The sequence below is a fragment of the Streptomyces sp. CNZ301 genome, assembly GCF_004217425.1.
In genome coordinates this window covers 1731008-1747393 of sequence record NZ_SHLG01000001.1, presented here as the reverse complement: position 1 = coordinate 1747393, position 16386 = coordinate 1731008, and the positions used below count along the sequence as shown (strand labels likewise).

Below are 16386 nucleotides of genomic sequence, written 5' to 3'. Positions count from 1 at the left end.
CCGTTCGCCGGCCGGCCGGCGCGTGCCCGGCCCGGCATCCGACAGTCGGCCGGCTCGTCCCGCGTCGTTCACGCGTCCCCGCCCGGGCCGTCTCCCCACGCGGCGAACGCGGCCCCCAGCAGCCCGGCGTCCGGGCCCAGCCCAGCCCGGCGCGGAGCAGCGGAGGCGGGGCCGGTCGCGGGCACCGGGCGGCGTAGGCCGCCCGCATCGCCTCGTGGAGGGTGCCGTGCGACGTCCCGAGCCCGCCGCCGAGCACCGGGCCGGGCTGCCGCCGGTGGCGGGCGCGGTCCTGGACGCCTTCGCCGAGGGCGGGCTGCCCGCGGACCCGGACGTCCGGCACCGGCTCGCCGCGGGTACGGCGTCTGGCAGGCCGTGGAGTACGGCGGCGACCGGTCCGGACGGGGCGGCCGGGAACGCCGCCGGCTGACCCGGGCGCGCGGCCACTGCGCGCGGCGCGACCGGCGGGGACGGACGGAAGGACCGGGGGAGGGACGGCCCCGCGCTCTGCCGGAGTGGCAGGGCGAACCCATGCACCGTCCCGCATGGTGATACGGGGCTCGGTGCTCTGCCCGCCCTCCGTTAGACTCTGGCAATCATGCGTTTCGGGCTGCTTCTTCTTAGCTGCCGCGGCGAGGGTCTGTAGACATACGGCCGACCCCCTCCCCGCGGAGACCGGTGCTGCCACCAGTCGGCCCTTGAAGCCCGATCCCGCGGAGCCTCCTCCGCGTTCAGGAGCCCACGCATCATGACACCCTCTTCGTCCTCCTCGTCTTCCGCTTCCTCCGTCGTACCCACGCCCATCACGGCCGCGACCGTACGGCAGAAGCCCTCCGGCATGCCGACGCACAAGTACCGCCCGTACGAGGCCGTCGACATTCCCGACCGCACCTGGCCGGACAACCGCATCACCAAGGCCCCCCGCTGGCTCTCCACCGACCTGCGCGACGGCAACCAGGCGCTGATCGACCCCATGTCCCCCGCCCGCAAGCGGCGGATGTTCGACCTGCTGGTGTCCATGGGCTACAAGGAGATCGAGGTCGGCTTCCCCGCGTCCGGCCAGACCGACTTCGACTTCGTGCGCTCCATCATCGAGGAGGACGCGATCCCCGAGGACGTGACGATCTCCGTCCTCACCCAGGCCCGCCAGGAACTGATCGAGCGCACCGTGGAGTCGCTGAAGGGCGCCCGCAGGGCGACCGTCCACCTCTACAACGCGACCGCGCCCGTCTTCCGCGAGGTCGTCTTCCGCGGCACGCGCGAGCAGGTCCGGCAGATCGCCGTCGACGGCACACGCCTGGTCATGGAGTACGCGGAGAAGCTGCTCGACGAGCGCACGGTCTTCGGCTACCAGTACAGCCCGGAGATCTTCACCGACACCGAGCTGGACTTCGCCCTCGAGGTCTGCGAGAGCGTCATGGACGTGTGGCAGCCCGCCGAGGGCCGCGAGATCATCCTCAACCTGCCTGCCACGGTGGAGCGTTCGACACCCTCCACGCACGCCGACCGCTTCGAGTGGATGTCCCGCAACCTCTCGCGTCGCGAGCACGTGTGCCTGTCCGTACACCCGCACAACGACCGGGGCACGGCTGTGGCCGCCGCCGAACTGGCGATCATGGCGGGCGCGGACCGCATCGAGGGCTGCCTGTTCGGGCAGGGCGAGCGCACCGGCAACGTCGACCTGGTCACCCTGGGCATGAACCTCTTCAGCCAGGGCGTCGACCCGCAGATCGACTTCTCCGAGATCGACGAGGTCAAGCGCGCCGCCGAGTACTGCAACCAGATGGACGTGCACTCCCGGCACCCCTACGTGGGCGACCTCGTCTACACCTCCTTCTCCGGTTCCCACCAGGACGCCATCAAGAAGGGCTTCGAGGCGATGGAGGTCCGCGCCGAGCGGGAGGGCAAGAGCGTCGACGAGCTGGAGTGGGCAGTCCCGTACCTGCCCATCGACCCCAAGGACGTGGGACGTTCGTACGAGGCCGTCATCCGCGTCAACTCCCAGTCCGGCAAGGGCGGCATCGCCTACGTGCTGAAGGGCGAGCACAGCCTGGACCTGCCCCGCCGGATGCAGGTCGAGTTCTCGAAGATCATCCAGGAGCGCACGGACAGCGAGGGCGGCGAGGTCACGCCCGCCGACATCTGGGAGATCTTCCAGCACGAGTACCTGCCCACCCCCGACGACGCGTGGGGCCGCATCGCGCTGCGCACCGGGCAGACCACCACCACGGTGGACGGGCAGGACGCGGTCACGGTGGACGCAACCGTCGACGGTGAGGACATCGTCCTCGCCGGCAGCGGCAACGGCCCGCTGGCCGCCTTCTTCGACGCCCTCCAGGCCGTCGACGTCGACGTGCGGCTCCTGGACTACGTCGAGCACACCATGAGCGAGGGCGCCGGCGCCCAGGCCGCCGCCTACATCGAGTGCGCGATCGACGGCAAGGTGCTGTGGGGCGTCGGCATCGACGCCAACATCGTCCGCGCGTCGATCAAGGCCGTGGTCTCCGCGGTCAACCGCGCCTCCCGCTGATCGCGTTCGCACCGAGCGGAGACGCGGCGGAGCCGCCGGCCTCGCCGCGTCTCCGGCCCCGGGCCGGCGTCATCGCAGCGTTCCGCGGGTCTCACCCCCCTTGCGGGTGAGGCCCGCGGCGCTCTCCCGGCCCCGCTGGGGCCGCGTCCGCCGGGAATCGTCCGGAACAGGGTGCTGACGGCGCACTTCCGCTGTGGTTAGCATCACGTTCACCGGCAGCGTGGCCGAATCGTGACGGAGGTACGGCGTGGGCGACGCAACACGTTCCCGTGACCAGCGAGCACAGCGCCCTGGCCTGCGCCTGGCAGGTGTACGCACAAGCTGGCACACCGTGGGCGACGGGGACTTCTTCTGCCCCGCCTGCGGCGGCGACCGCAGCTACCGCCGCCGTGCGGGCAGGCGCCGTTTCGTACTGCTGGGGGTGCCGCTGCTCTCCCGCGGCCCGGTCGCCCCCGTCCTCGAATGCGCCGCCTGCCACGGCCACTTCGGGACCGAGGCCCTCGACCACCCCACGACCAACCGCCTCGCTCTCCTCCTGCGCGACGCCGTCCACGCCGTCGCGCTCACCGTCCTCACCGCGGGCGGCCGCGAAAGCCGTGCCGCCCGCGAGGCAGCCGTGGACTGCGTGCGCGGCGCGGGCTACACCGGCTGCACGGAGGAGCAGCTGCTGACGCTGCTGGCGGCCCTCGCCGCCGACCGCGACTCCTCGCCCAGCGTCTGCGCCGAGATCGAACTGCACGAGTCACTGGCACCGCTCGCCCCGCACCTGGCCCCGGCGGGCCGCGAGTCCCTGCTGCTGCAAGGTGCGCGCATCGCGCTGGCCGACGGCCCGTACTGCGCCGCGGAGCGCGAGGCGCTGGAGGCGGTGGGCAGGTCGCTGCGGCTTGAGGACGAGGACGTCGACCGGCTGCTGGCGCAGGCGCGCACGCCGCACTGAGGCGCCAGCGCAGCGGGCGGGACGCCGCGGGGGCCTAAGTCCCGGGCGCGGGCTGCCCGTTCAGGCGACCGGGAGGGCGTACAGCGGTTACGTTCATCACGAACACACGGTTGCCGTCGCCCATGAGCCAGCGGCGTATCTGCGCCGCCCAACAGGGGCTCGCCGCAGGCGACTTCGGGAGCTCGCCGGCGGCTTCACGGGCCATCCGCGCGCGGCGTGCGGGAGGGCCGGTGCCCCCCGTCGCCGGGAGCGGTCGTGGGGCCGGTCAGCGGATCCGTCAGCGCGCCGAGGACAACGGGCGCGTCGACCCGTCTTGTGACGACGCGGACCCTCCGATCACCGTCCCGGCACTCGAGCACGACGGCGTCGTATTTGTAGCTGTTGGCCCAGCCGACGGGGTCCTCGGGCCGCAGCGGGCGAAGTTCCCGCACTGTCAGCGATTCCGGAAGGCTCCTGCGGGCGAAGGACCCGTCCGGGTCGGGAGTCGCGGCCGGACGTCCGTCGCCCACCACCAGGAGCCCGAAGCCGTCCACGCTGTAGGGGACGTCTCCGTGCACGGCCGCGTGCACGCACTGCTTCCCCTTCGGGGGGACCGGCACGATGCCGCCGGTGTCCGCGGCCCGGACCTCCCGCCGAGTCGCCCACCACGCGACGAGGGCGGCCAGGCCCACGGCCGGCGGAATGCCGGCCGCGGTGACGGTGAACGCCTCCATCACCCCGCCGCCGGCCCATCCCGCGAGCAGGCCGAGACAGCCCAGGAGAACGCCCGTCAAGGTCGGCACAGTGATCTGCCAGGGAGCGACGCGTCTCCTTGCCAGGTAGCGGAAGCGGTACCACAGGCCGGCCGCCAGCATGCCGAGGCCGAACGGCAGTGTCAGGAGTCCGAAGCCCGTGGGAAGCCGCCAGTCGCTGCCCGGCGATGCCCGTGTCTCCTGGGTGACGTCACCGAAGCCGACGGCGCGGATCTTGCCGCGCCAGTAGTCGAGCCGCACGTGGTCGCCCGCGCGCACGGCGTCGTACACGGGGCCCGTGTCGTCCATACGCACGCGCTGCACGTCGCCCGAGCCCCGTTCCGTGACGAGGAGCCAGTACCGATGGCCCTTTCCGACGGGCTGGTTCTCCGTCCCTTCGACGGTCGCCCGAACCGGCGTGATGCACGAGTCCGAGCGCGTGCCGGCCGGGCAAGTGGGCGCTGTGGCGTACGCGCGTGCGTTCGCCAGTGCGCCCGGCACCATCGCGAACAGCACGGCAGAGACCACTACGAGGAACAAGCCGAGACCGATGGGCAGCCGAGCCTCCGGGGCGCGCAGCGCTCCGCGTGTCCGATCCGTCATCCCCGCAGCCCCCGCCCCTCGGCCCCCCCGGCCGCGTTTCTCCGTATTCTGTACCGTTTCTCCGCACGGGGGTACCCCGGCGGACGGCGGACGGCGGACGGCGGGCGAGGGCGCGGCCGGATCCGGCGAGGGCGCCGGCGCGCGGAAGCGTAAGTCCCGGCAGCCGGCTGCCCGTTCAGGCCACCGGGCAGGCGAGCAGTGCCCGCACCGTCGGAAGCGCGGCCTGGCCGCGCTTGCCACCACGGAAGCCACCGGCGATTAACTCCACGGGGTCGCTCATGGTTCCGGCCCACGGGTCGTGGATGAAGACGGGGTAGGCGACCGACTTCGTCAACGCGATCAAACCCGCGCGGGCGTTTGCCGTACACGACGCGCAGATCAACGATCGCGGGCTCAGCAGCGTCAACGGATGGCTCGCCGAGGAGACCGACTCCGGTTACCGGTATCTGAGGCCGGGCGAATCGCTCTGAGTCGGGTTGCGGGAGTCCTCAACCGCCGTTCTTCACAAGGCTGGTGAAGGCCGACCACGCAGCCGCGCCGAAGATCACGGCAGGCCCGTCGGGGGTCTTGCTATCGCGTACGGGGACGATGCCACCGATGCCGTCGGCGACCTCGACGCAGTTCCCTCCGTCAGGCCCGCTGTAGCTGCTGCTGCGCCACTTCACGCGGCTCAAGTCAGTCTGGTCGCTTGTCATTTCGGAAGCCTTCTGCCGCTGCCTCGATCGTGGCCAGGGACGCCTTCGGGGACAATGCGACGGCCCTGAGTAGATCGTACGACCTTCGGTAGAAGCGCACGGTTCTTGGATCGTCGATGGTGTCCCCGCTGTACGGGACTTCCGCATAGACCATGGGTGGCGCATCGACGAAAGTCATGATCATGGCGCTGCCGAGAATTAGCGGATGTGCCCCGGCATTCCACGGAAGGATCTGTGGAACGATCCGGTTGCGTCTTGCCAAGTGTCCGATGTGGTCGAGCTGTTCGGCCATTTCGTGCGGCGGGAGGATCGGTTGTCGTAGCAAGGATTCGTGAAGGACCACCCAGTACAGCGGAGTCTCGCCATCCTCGAAGAGGCTCGCCCGTGCCAGCCGGGCGTTGACCGTGACGTCGACTTCTTCGCATAGCCCCAACACCTGGGTGCTTTCCAAGAGGGTCCTTGCGTACGACTCCGTCTGAAGCAGCCCCGGAATCAGCGTCGGGCACCACTCCTCGATGCTCTCGGCTCGCTTCTCCGCCTCCAGTACCTTCTCGAAGTACCCCGCGTGCCCGCCCCGCTTCGCCTTCCGTACGTCCTCGCAGCGGCGCGCGAAGAAGCCGTCCGTGCCCAGGACTTGGTCCACGTGCTGCGCCAGGTCGAGCGGCATGCGGCGCTCACCGCGTTCGATCTCGCTGAGGTGGCTGGAGCCGTAGAAGCTGCCGTCGACCAGCTTCTGCTGGGTGAGCCCGGCCTGTTCCCGCTTATACCGCAACTCCTTGCCGTAGAAGGTCGGAAGGCTCGCCGAGCCGTCGATGTCCTTGGGGCCGGGCATGGTTCACCGCCGTAGGTGCAAAGTCCTCGTTCGTTCCTGCCGGGCCCGGCGGCTTTCCCCCGCTTCCACGGCGCCGCCTGACCCTTCCGCACGTCGCGGCGGGGAGCCCGGACCACTGGCACGCTACGCGAATCGGCAGCATTCTGTGATGAGTTCGTCACACACCGCACAGGAAGGTGCGACCATGCACGGCATGCACGGCACGCACGGCATGTACGGCCACGACCTCGGCTGGAGTCCCGGTCACGGCGACGGCGACGACGCGGACGACGTCCACGACTGCGTGAGAGATCTGCGCACCGCGCTGGAGGCGCACGGCATCACGCTGCCCTCCATCGGTGTCGAGCCCGCCGCATTCGCGAACAGCCCGTCCCTGCCGCTCGTGGCGCTGGGCAACTGCAACGTGCGGACCGCCCGCGCTCTCGCCGCCGTCCTCCGTACGGCATGGCGCGTCGAGGAACCGCGATGACGGCCCGAGGCTGGCGGATCGACCGCGTCCCCGCGAAGCCGGTGCGGCGCGCGGAGGACGGGCGCGTCAGCGTCCCGCTGTGGCTGCTGCGGGACGGCGTCCACCACTGCGATCTCGATCTGCGTCTGTCGTCCGCAGAGGCCGAGGTGCTGCGCGCGCAGCTCTCGCGGGTCCTGGACGCCCGGAAAGACGGCGGGGAAGACGGCAGGGCGGTGTCCGGGCCCTCGGCCGCGCCCGGGACCTCCGCCGCGCCCGGGCCCTCCGCCGCAGCCGACCCCCGGACCGTCCGCGCTGTCGTACTCCCCGAAAAACCCTCCTGAGCACGGCATTTGAGGGCTTGGGCTATCATCCTTCTTCGAACAACTGGATGACCGCTGGGTCTTCTGGTGATCGACGGGGGAGGCGGGGAGCCGTGGCCGGTGGTGGATCGGGCGGGTACGAGGTCCAGAAGAGCGGTATGGCCGGTGAGGCCGAGAAGCTCGACGACGCGGGTGACGACGTCGGCGGCATAGCCAAGGCCGTTGACAGCCAGATGTGTTACTCGGCGGACGCGCTGGGCGGTTCCGACTCCGGCCCGGCCTTCGACAACTTCGCGTCCGCATGGCAGGCCGAGGCGAAGACGCTGGAAGCCGCGTTGCACGAACTCGCGGACAAGGTCCGTGTCTCCAAGGCGAATTACCAGGGCGCCGACGGCTACGCGGTGCGCGGTCTGAACTCCGCGGGAGCGGGCGACGGGCTGGCCACCGGCCCCGCGCCGGGTGCACGCCCCGCCGCGCTCGGCGGTCCGGCGGTCGGCACCCGGCCCACGCCGGGCGCGCCCCCGCCGAGCCTCGCCGACTTCGACTGACGGGCTGCGCCGTACGGCGTCGCTTCCATCTGATTCCATCCGAACCACCGGACGACGAACCACGGGGGCCCAAGTCATGTCCGACGCAGGGGAATCCACCACCGACCGCAGGGAGAAGATCGCCGGACACGTGCGCTCCCTCGCCGCGGCGGACAGCAAGAACGGGGTCATCGAGGCCATCGAGAAGCTGCTCGCCGTGTCGCCGCCCGTCGGCTCGCCGTCCACGATCGACGGCCTCGCCAAGCGGTACAAGGACCAGGCGGACGATGCCGCGGACGTTCAGCGGCGAGTGGAGAAGGTCGCCAAGTCCGGGCTGCCTTCCGTATGGGTGGGCAGCACGGGTGCCAAGGCATCCGAAGTGGTCTCGGCGGCGGGGCGTTCGGCGGAGCAGATGGACGAGGCGTTCCGCAAGGCGTCCAAGGCCCTCCACGACCTGTCCGACGCGATCACCTCGGCCCGCTCGACGGACGAGTACGGACGCGAGCAGCTCCGCAAGGCGCGCAGCATGCTCGGCGGCGAGGACGGCTTCTTCGACGACATGGTCGAGAAGGACGCCGAGGAGGCGGAACGCAAGCGGGCCCAGGACACCGCGGGCGCCGGCGGCAACTGCCTGCTCAGCGCCGCCGAACAGGCCGACGACGCCGCGAGGACGGCCGCGCGTGAACTCAACAAGTACGCCGCCGAGGCCCGCGCCGGGCAGATGAAGACCGACGAGATCTCCGCCGCCGACCGCCTCGTCCTCGCCGACATCGCCGTCCCCGGCGGCAAGCAGGAGCAGAACGAACTGCTCACGGCCAACGACCTCGAACGCTCCGGCCGCTTCATGGAGAAGATGAGCGACCGGGACCAGGCCCGCTACGAGCGGATGCTCGCGGACGCCAAGTCCCCGCAGGAACGCGCCTACTTGGTGAAGGCCCTGGCCTCCGGCTACAGCGTGGACGAGGTCGGCGAATTCCGCGACAAGATCCACGGCAAGGACCCCGGCTGGCTCCAGCAGCACCTCACGCCCGTGACGACGGCTGCGGACAGTCAGAAGGACGAGGGCGTGAACGCGGACGGCTCCAACACCAACACCGACTACCAGCAGTTCGGTGACGAAAGGTGGTCGCAGGACGGCAACACCTGCGTTCCCTCCTCCACGGTGACGGCCCGCGCCATGGTCGACCCCGTGTACGCGCTGGAGCTGACCGGCGGCCCGTCCGGGCAGGAGGACGATCCCGACGCTTTCCGCGAGCGCCTCGGCGACGAGCAGATGCGGATGCACGAGGAGGGCGACGGGAACTACGAGCACTGGTTCTCCGACACTCCGGCAGGCATGGACAACGACGGGAAGACCGAGATCGTCAACAAGGAGATCAGCCCGCACACCGGCAGCGAGTACGAGTTCCAGGAGACCGGCAGCGCGGATGCCAGACGCGATGTGCTGCCAGACATCGAGAAGGCCGTCGCCGAGGGCAAGCCCGTCCCGATCGGCGTCGAGGGGTACACCGACGGCGACCGCAGCGGCCACGCGATGATGGTGATCGGCCAGGAGGGCGACATGCTCCAGATCTACAACCCCTGGGGGCAGACGACCTGGGTCAGCGAGGACGACTTCGTGAACGGCCACATGGACAAGGCTTCCGACTCCCGCATGCCGGACGCCTACGCCGTCCATCTGCCGGCCGACTGAGCCGGCCGAGCCCGACTGGGAAGTGAGCATCATGCGCAGGCACTTGACCCGGCTCGCCCTGCCCGTCCTGCTGGCGGCGGCGTTGACCGGTTGCGGCCTCACCGGGCCCGACACCTACGAACTCGACGAGAAGAACATCGAGGTGGACGAAGGGGAGGAGTTCGAGCTGTCCGTCCCCGTCGCCACGGCGATGGGGGAGTGGTGGCACCTGACCTCCCCGAAGCCCGACGCCGCGGTCGTCGACAGCGTCGGCAAGGACGAGGAACTGGACGGGGACGACGACGATGTCGTCGGCGGCAGCAAGGGAACGGACCGCTTCACGTTCAAGGCGGTCGGCAGGGGCACCACGAAGATCCGCCTCATCCAGTGCCCGCGCGGCGCCTGCGCCGGCGGGGGCAGCAAGGGCGGCGCCGTCACCCCGTCCCCCGTCCCCAGCGGCAGCCCCACCCCCGACAAGAAGTACCGCGCCACCATCCACACCTACACCGTGACGGTGAAGCAGCCATGAGCACACCGGCGACGCCGCCTCCGGGCCGCACCGACGACGAACTCGCGCAGTCGGACATCCCGGCGATGCTGCGGTACGGGCTCTCCTTCGCCGGACCGCACCGCACCGCCCTCTTCGGCGACGGCGCGGTGGGCGCCGCGGTCCTCCTTGACCGGCGCGGCATCCGGCCGCGGGCGGTCGCCTTCCTGGCCAAGGTCGTCCGCAGCGGCGGAACGCGGTACGCGGCCGGGCTCACCGAGCCCGTGCCGGGCGAGGAGGCGTCGGCCATGGTGCGCTCCTGGCTGGAGTCCGCGGCGGACGTGGCGAGCGGCGTCGACGGGGACGAGGACGTCGCGCGCTGGCTGGAGGCCGCGGCCGAACTGCTCGGCATCCGCCTCGCCGCCCGCACCACCCGGTAGTCGCCGCCCGCACCACCCGGTAGCCGGGGGCGGCACCGCCTTCCGGCCACGGGCGGCGGTGCGGCAACCGGCACCGCGCCCCACCGACCGGCCCCGCCCCCGCCGGCGCGGTACGGGATACTGGCGCCATGAGTCTGTTCCGCGACGACGGCATCGTGCTGCGCACCCAGAAGCTGGGCGAGGCGGACCGGATCATCACGCTGCTCACGCGCGGGCACGGCCGGGTGCGGGCGGTCGCCCGCGGGGTGCGGCGCACGAAATCCAAGTTCGGGGCGCGGCTGGAGCCCTTCAGCCACGTCGATGTTCAGTTCTTCGCACGCGGCAGTGAACTGATCGGCCGCGGGCTGCCGTTGTGCACCCAGACGGAGACCATCGCCCCCTACGGGCAGGCCATCGTCTCCGACTACACGCGCTACACCGCCGGCACGGCCATGCTGGAGACCGCCGAGCGCTTCACCGACCACGAGGGCGAGCCCAACGTGCAGCAGTACCTGCTGCTGGTGGGCGGGCTGCGCACGCTGGCCGCCGGGGACCACACGCCCGGGCTGGTGCTGGACGCCTTCCTGCTGCGGTCGCTGGCCATGGGCGGCTACGCGCCGAGCTTCGACGACTGCGCCAAGTGCGGGCTGCACGGCCCCAACCGCTTCTTCTCCGTCGCATCCGGCGGCGTGGTGTGCGGCGACTGCCGGGTGCCCGGCAGCGTCGTACCGTCGCCGGAGACGCTGCGGCTGCTCGGCGCGCTGCTGACCGGCGACTGGGAGACGGCCGACGCGTGCGAGGCCAGGCACGCCCGGGAGGGCACCGGACTCGTCTCGGCCTATCTGCACTGGCACATGGAGCGCGGGCTGCGCTCGCTGCGCTACGTCGACCGCACCCAGGGCGGCCGGGGCGGTGCTCCCGGCCCGCCGGACGCGCGGGTGCAGGCGGAGCCGGAGGCCAGGCCCTCCTGACCGGCGGCGGCGTACAGGCGTCGGCTACGCTCGCCTCGTCCTCGCGCCTCCCGCACCGACCCGTCCCATCCTGGAGCTGAACGACCATGGCACGCCGCGCAATGCTGCACAGGCAGCGTCGCGAGTACGTCACACCCGAGCCGCACCCCTCCGGTGAACGACCGCCGCAGATCCCGCCGGAGCTCGTCCCCGGCCATGTGGCGTGCGTCATGGACGGAAACGGCCGGTGGGCCAAGCAGCGGGGGCTGCCGCGCACCGAGGGGCACAAGGTCGGCGAGGGCGTCGTGCTCGACGTCCTCAAGGGCTGCCTGGAGATGGGCGTGAAGAACCTCTCCCTGTACGCCTTCTCCACGGAGAACTGGAAGCGGTCGCCCGACGAGGTCCGCTTCCTGATGAACTTCAACCGGGACGTCATCCGCCGCCGCCGTGACGAGATGGACGAACTGGGCATCCGCATCCGCTGGGTCGGACGGATGCCGAAGCTGTGGAAGTCCGTGGTGAAGGAGTTGCAGGTCGCGCAGGAGCAGACCGTCGACAACGACGCGATGACGCTGTACTTCTGCGTCAACTACGGGGGCCGAGCGGAGATCGCGGACGCGGCGCAGGCCATCGCCGAGGACGTGCGGGCGGGGAAGCTCGACCCGGCGAAGGTGAACGAGAAGACTGTCGCCAAGTACCTCTACTACCCGGACATGCCGGACGTGGATCTCTTCCTGCGTCCCTCCGGCGAGCAGCGCACGTCCAACTATCTGATCTGGCAGAGCGCTTACGCCGAGATGGTCTACCAGGACGTGCTGTGGCCGGACTTCGACCGCCGCGACCTGTGGCGGGCCTGCCTCGAATACGCCAAGCGCGACCGGCGCTTCGGCGGCGCGCGGGGGGACGGCGGCGGGAAGCAGCCCTGACAGGCGGCCTCATCCGCCGTGCCGTGGCCCGGATTTCCCCGGGCGCGTGCCCGGCCCGACGCCTGGCGCTCCTTGCGGCGCGCTCCCCCAGGGCGCTCGGGCGGGCACGGGGCGCCGCCCCGTCGCCTCCCCCAGGCGGCGGCCGCTCCGAGTCAACAGTGCCGTGGACCCGTGCGGGGACGGAAGATGTTTCGGCCACGCCCGAACGATCCGTACCGGCCACTGACATCGGGTCCGACGGCGGGCAGCGGTCTGGGCACGGGTCCGCACCTGCGGCACCCTGGCCGGACCGGACGCGACGTGCTGCGGAGCGATCGGTACACCTCGGGGAGAGCGGCACATGGCGATGCGGATCCACTTCACCTTCACCGACCTGACGCGCATCCGCTTCGCCGGCCCTTCGAGCTGCCTGGCGACCGCTGCTTGACGGCCGCTGCCCGGCCCGCCGGGCGGGTGTCGCCCGCCTCCGCCGGCGAGCACGCGACGCTGCTGCGCAACGTGGGTCTCGTGCACACGGAACGCTGCGGGCCGCAGCAGCCGGCACAGCCGCACCCGGCTCGGTGCCGAGCTGCTGGGGGCCGTCGTCACCCGGTGAACGGCAGTGATTGCGGGTCCGCGGGGCCGCCGGTCATTTGGCGGCGGCGCAGTCCCCGCACGTACCGAAGATCTCGACGGTGTGGCCCACATCGACGAAGCCGTGCTCCTCGGCGATGGAGTCGGCCCACTTCTCCACCGCGGGGCCCTCGACCTCGACGGCCTTGCCGCAGTGACGGCACACGAGGTGGTGATGGTGGTCGTCGCTGTGGCAGCGGCGGTAGACCGACTCGCCCTCGTCGGTGCGCAGGACGTCGACCTCGCCGGCGTCGGCGAGGGACTGGAGCGTGCGGTAGACCGTCGTCAGCCCGACCGAGTCCCCGCGGTGCTTGAGCATGTCGTGAAGCTCCTGCGCGCTGCGGAACTCCTCGACTTCGGCCAGAGCCGCCGAGACGGCGGCTCGCTGCCGCGTCGACCGGCCGCGGACTGGGGGACCTGCGGTGGTCACGCTGTCTCCTTCGCTCGTCTCGCTCGCTACGGGCCTGGCTCATGGGCGTGGCTCACGGGCCTGGCTCACAGGACTAGCTCACAGGACTCGCTCACGGGTCTCGCTCGCGGGGTCCTTGCCCGGTCATTGTGCCAGGAACCGGCGACACGGAGTCCTCACGCCCGGGAACCGGGCGGCTGCGCTGTGCCTTCGGCCGCCGGGCCCTCCGCGGAGGGGGCACGGCTGCCCTGCCGAGCGCTCACGGGGCGTCCGGAGCCGCCCTCGGGCCCTGCTCCGGCGCCCGCCACCGCCTCGTCGCCGCGGCCGTCCCCGGGGGCGGCGCCGTCCCGTCCGTGTCCGCCGCCGCGGACCGCTCTGCGCCTGGCGAGCGGCGCCGCCAGGGTGGTGACCAGCGCGAAGAGAACGATCGCCAGGACGACGATGCTGGCGCCGGGCGGCACGTCCGCGTAGTACGAGGCACTCGTCCCGGAGAGCGTCACCGCCACCCCCATGACCACGGCCAGGCCGAGCGTGCCCGCGAAGCCGCGGGTCAGCTGCTGGGCGGTGGCGACCGGGATCACCATCAGCGCGCTCACCAGCAGCAGCCCCACCACCCGCATGGCGACGGTGACCGTCACCGCCGCGGCCACGGCCAGCAGTAGGTTCAGCACCCGCACCGGCAGCCCCGTCACGCGTGCGAACTCCTCGTCCTGGCAGACGGCGAAGAGCTGCCGGCGCAGCCCGAGCGAGCCGGCCAGGACGAAGGCCGACAGCCACACGATGGCCGTCACGTCCGAGTCGGAGACCGTGGTGATCGAACCGAAGAGGTACGTGGTGAGGTTGGCGTTGGACCCGTCGGGCGCCAGGTTGATGATCAGGACGCCGCCGGCGATGCCGCCGTAGAAGAGCATCGCGAGGGCCAGGTCGCCGCGCGCCTTGCCGTACCAGCGGATCAGCTCCATCGTCACCGCCCCGAGTGAGGAGACGAGAACCGCCATCCACACGGGGTTGGCGCCCAGCAGGAAGCCGAGGGCGACGCCCGTGAGCGCGACGTGCCCGATGCCGTCGCCCATGATCGCCTGGCGCCGCTGCACGAGGTAGATGCCCACGGCCGGGGCGGCGATGCCGACCATCAGCGCGGCGAGCAGGGCGCGCTGCATGAACGGGTAGTGCAGCAACTCGGTCATACGTGTGCCCCCGGTTCGGTTTCGCTCACGGACAGTCCGGTCTGGACGGCGGTGGCCGCCGCCCAGGCGCCCGCGGTGTCGTGCGGGTGGCAGGCGATGTCGTGGAGGCGGTCCGGGTTCGCGACGAGTTCGACGCGGCCCTCCCGCAGCAGCACCGCGCGGTCGATCAGCGGCGCGAAGGGCCCCAGTTCGTGCAGGACGAGCAGCACGGACGTGCCGCGGCGGACCTGTTCACGCAGCGCCGCCGCCAGAACGTCCTGGCCGGGCAGGTCCACGCCCGCGAGCGGCTCGTCCATGATCAGCAGGTCGGGTTCGGCGGCGAGGGCCCGCGCGATCAGCACGCGCTGGTGCTGCCCGCCGGAGAGTGCGTTGACGGAGTCCCTGGCGCGGTCTGTGAGCCCCACGATCTCCAGGGCCCGGCCGACGGCGGCCTTGTCGGCGCGGCTCAGCGGGCGCAGCTTCGTACGGGCGAGGCGGCCGGAGGAGACGACCTCCCGCACGGTGGCGGGAACGCCCGCGGCGGCCGTGGAGCGCTGCGGCACGTAGCCGATGCGGCGCCAGTCGCGGAAACGGGCGAAGGGCGTGCCGAACAGCTCCAGTTCGCCGCCGGAGAGCGGCACCTGGCCGATGACGGTGCGGATCGTCGTCGACTTGCCCGAACCGTTGGAGCCGAGCAGGGCGACGACCTCGCCGCGGCCAACGGTCAGGTCGATGCCGCGCAGCACGGTCCGCGCCCCCAGGGAGGCGGTCGCGGCCCGGAGGGACAGCACTGGCTGGGACTCGGCCGTGGGGCCGGCCAGGGGATCGGCCATGGGGGCCCTTCCTCGGTGTCGGGAGGGTGGTCGGTGCTGGGGCTCGGTGCTGGGGCTCGGTGCCCGGGTGCTCGGAGCCGGGTCCGGGACCGGGAGTCGGGTGCGGGGGGAGCGGTACGGATCCGAGGCGGGTCCGCGGGGCCTGCGGCGGTGCCCGTCAGTCGGCGCCGAGCGCGGTCCGCAGCGAGGAGAGGTTCCGGTGCATGACCGAGAAGTAGTCCTCGTTCTTCTTCACGCTCTCCAGGGGAGAGAGCACCGCTGTCTTGAGTCTCAGATCGCGGGCGAGTGTCCTGGCCGTCTTGTCGCTGGCGCTCGACTCGAAGAAGACGGTGTCGACGTCGTCGGCCTTGGCGACCTTGTGCAGCTGCTTCATGCGGGCGCCGCTGGGCTCGGACTCGGGGTCGATGCCGGAGACGGCGGCCTGGTGCAGCCCGTACCGCTCGGCGAGATAGCCGAAGGCGGCGTGGGTCGTGATGAAGGTGTCGGTCTTCTTGCCGGCCAGACCCTTCTTGAACTCCTCGTCGAGCGAGTGCAGTCGCTCGACAAGGGTCTCGGTGTTCTTCGCGTAGTCCTTCTTGTGGTCCGGGTCGGCCTCCGCGAGTTCCTTGCCGACGCCCTCGGCGATCTTCGCGAAGCGAAGGGGATCGAGCCAGAGGTGCGGATCGCCGCCGTTTCCGGCGCCCGCGGAGTCGTGACCGTGGTCGTCGTGCTTGCCTTGGTCCTCGCCGTGCACGTCCGCGCTGTGCTTCTCCATCGACGCGTACGAGGACGCGTCGGCCACGTGCTCCGGCTCGGCCTGCTGCACGCCCTCGTCGACGGCGGGCTGGAGACCCTTGAGGTAGACGACGAGAGCGGCGTCGCTCAGGCGGCCGGTCTGCTGGGGGCTGAGTTCCAGGTCGTGCGGTTCGGTGCCGGCCTTGGTGAGGGATTCGACCTCGACGTGTTCGCGGCCTATCTGCTGGGCGACGAACTGGAGGGGGTAGAAGGACGTGACGACGTCCACCTTCCCCTTCGCCTCGCCGTCGGCCGCGTCACCCGTGCAGGAGGTGAGGGCGAGTCCGCCGACGCTGAAGGCGGTTGCGGCGGCGAGGGATCGTATCAACCGACAAGAAGCGTTCATGACACTCATTTTCAACCTACTTGGAAACGGTTGTCAAATGGGTCGATGAGGGGACGGGTGGACGGCCCTCGGCGGACCGATTGCCGTGCCGACAGCGCGGACCGATTTGATCCGCCCCCCTCATGGCTCGGTAACCTGAAGTATTCCGTCCGCCGTTGATGAAGAGAGCACT

Annotated in this window: 18 protein-coding genes and 1 pseudogene; 11 read left to right on the top strand and 8 right to left on the bottom strand. The window is 71.3% G+C overall.

What is annotated here, in order from left to right; all coding sequences use genetic code 11:
- The first annotated feature begins 226 nt into the window (after window positions 1-226).
- The 3 genes from EV375_RS07665 to EV375_RS07655 all read left to right on the top strand — a co-directional run bounded on the left by EV375_RS07665 (window position 227) and on the right by EV375_RS07655 (window position 3464).
- Window positions 227-427, top strand: coding sequence for a hypothetical protein (locus EV375_RS07665; RefSeq protein ID WP_130298781.1), 201 nt, complete (start codon window positions 227-229; stop codon window positions 425-427).
- 318 nt (window positions 428-745) lie between these two features.
- On the top strand, window positions 746-2527 hold the full coding sequence (leuA, locus tag EV375_RS07660; RefSeq protein WP_130298780.1) for a 2-isopropylmalate synthase: 1782 nt from the start codon (window positions 746-748) through the stop codon (window positions 2525-2527).
- A 247-nt stretch (window positions 2528-2774) separates the two neighbouring features.
- Window positions 2775-3464, top strand: coding sequence for a TerB family tellurite resistance protein (locus EV375_RS07655; protein ID WP_130298779.1), 690 nt, complete (start codon window positions 2775-2777; stop codon window positions 3462-3464).
- Window positions 3465-3658: 194 nt separating this feature from the next.
- On the opposite strand, the gene EV375_RS07650 is transcribed toward EV375_RS07655, so the two are convergent.
- The 4 genes from EV375_RS07650 to EV375_RS07635 all read right to left on the bottom strand — a co-directional run bounded on the left by EV375_RS07650 (window position 3659) and on the right by EV375_RS07635 (window position 6325).
- On the bottom strand, window positions 3659-4798 hold the full coding sequence (locus EV375_RS07650; protein WP_207228008.1) for a hypothetical protein: 1140 nt from the start codon (window positions 4796-4798) through the stop codon (window positions 3659-3661).
- 175 nt (window positions 4799-4973) lie between these two features.
- The gene (locus EV375_RS29055) at window positions 4974-5132 is read right to left on the bottom strand and encodes a hypothetical protein (RefSeq protein ID WP_165434649.1); all 159 of its coding nucleotides are present in this window, start codon (window positions 5130-5132) and stop codon (window positions 4974-4976) included.
- A 154-nt stretch (window positions 5133-5286) separates the two neighbouring features.
- Window positions 5287-5493 carry a DUF397 domain-containing protein gene (locus tag EV375_RS07640; RefSeq protein ID WP_130298778.1) on the bottom strand — a complete coding sequence of 69 codons (207 nt, stop codon included), beginning with the start codon at window positions 5491-5493 and terminating at the stop codon, window positions 5287-5289.
- Entirely contained in the window at window positions 5474-6325 is an 852-nt protein-coding gene (locus EV375_RS07635; RefSeq protein ID WP_130298777.1) for a Scr1 family TA system antitoxin-like transcriptional regulator, read from the bottom strand. The genes EV375_RS07640 and EV375_RS07635 overlap by 20 nt, the downstream gene beginning before the upstream one ends.
- Before the next feature lie 148 nt (window positions 6326-6473).
- Here EV375_RS07635 and EV375_RS07630 point away from each other — a divergent pair, with 148 nt between their 5' ends.
- From EV375_RS07630 to EV375_RS07595, 8 genes and pseudogenes are all read left to right on the top strand, one after another.
- Window positions 6474-6794, top strand: a complete 321-nt coding sequence (locus EV375_RS07630; protein WP_486588351.1) for a hypothetical protein — start codon at window positions 6474-6476, stop codon at window positions 6792-6794.
- Window positions 6791-7114 (top strand): hypothetical protein, encoded by a 324-nt coding sequence (locus tag EV375_RS07625; RefSeq protein ID WP_130298776.1) that lies wholly within the window; start codon window positions 6791-6793, stop codon window positions 7112-7114. Before EV375_RS07630 ends, EV375_RS07625 begins: the two co-directional genes overlap by 4 nt.
- A gap of 92 nt (window positions 7115-7206) precedes the next feature.
- The gene (locus EV375_RS07620) at window positions 7207-7641 is read left to right on the top strand and encodes a WXG100 family type VII secretion target (RefSeq protein ID WP_165434695.1); all 435 of its coding nucleotides are present in this window, start codon (window positions 7207-7209) and stop codon (window positions 7639-7641) included.
- A gap of 76 nt (window positions 7642-7717) precedes the next feature.
- Window positions 7718-9313, top strand: coding sequence for a cysteine peptidase family C39 domain-containing protein (locus EV375_RS07615; protein WP_130298774.1), 1596 nt, complete (start codon window positions 7718-7720; stop codon window positions 9311-9313).
- Between the two features lie 31 nt (window positions 9314-9344).
- A complete protein-coding gene (locus EV375_RS07610; RefSeq protein ID WP_130298773.1) occupies window positions 9345-9821 on the top strand; it encodes a protease inhibitor I42 family protein in 477 nt (158 codons plus the stop codon).
- Window positions 9818-10219 (top strand): hypothetical protein, encoded by a 402-nt coding sequence (locus EV375_RS07605; RefSeq protein WP_130298772.1) that lies wholly within the window; start codon window positions 9818-9820, stop codon window positions 10217-10219. Before EV375_RS07610 ends, EV375_RS07605 begins: the two co-directional genes overlap by 4 nt.
- Before the next feature lie 128 nt (window positions 10220-10347).
- A pseudogene (recO, locus tag EV375_RS07600) lies at window positions 10348-11091 on the top strand (DNA repair protein RecO); the annotation flags it as partial.
- A 164-nt stretch (window positions 11092-11255) separates the two neighbouring features.
- Complete coding sequence (locus tag EV375_RS07595; protein ID WP_130298771.1) at window positions 11256-12074, top strand: isoprenyl transferase; 819 nt, start codon at window positions 11256-11258, stop codon at window positions 12072-12074.
- A gap of 628 nt (window positions 12075-12702) precedes the next feature.
- Here the strand turns inward: EV375_RS07595 and EV375_RS07590 are convergent.
- The 4 genes from EV375_RS07590 to EV375_RS07575 all read right to left on the bottom strand — a co-directional run bounded on the left by EV375_RS07590 (window position 12703) and on the right by EV375_RS07575 (window position 16214).
- Window positions 12703-13116: a Fur family transcriptional regulator gene (locus tag EV375_RS07590; RefSeq protein ID WP_130298770.1), complete on the bottom strand. Its 414-nt coding sequence runs from the start codon at window positions 13114-13116 to the stop codon at window positions 12703-12705.
- Window positions 13117-13271: 155 nt separating this feature from the next.
- A complete protein-coding gene (locus EV375_RS07585) occupies window positions 13272-14282 on the bottom strand; it encodes a metal ABC transporter permease (RefSeq protein WP_130298769.1) in 1011 nt (336 codons plus the stop codon).
- Complete coding sequence (locus EV375_RS07580; protein WP_130298768.1) at window positions 14279-15094, bottom strand: metal ABC transporter ATP-binding protein; 816 nt, start codon at window positions 15092-15094, stop codon at window positions 14279-14281. Before EV375_RS07580 ends, EV375_RS07585 begins: the two co-directional genes overlap by 4 nt.
- Before the next feature lie 157 nt (window positions 15095-15251).
- Window positions 15252-16214, bottom strand: coding sequence for a metal ABC transporter substrate-binding protein (locus EV375_RS07575; protein WP_130298767.1), 963 nt, complete (start codon window positions 16212-16214; stop codon window positions 15252-15254).
- Window positions 16215-16386: the final 172 nt, after the last annotated feature.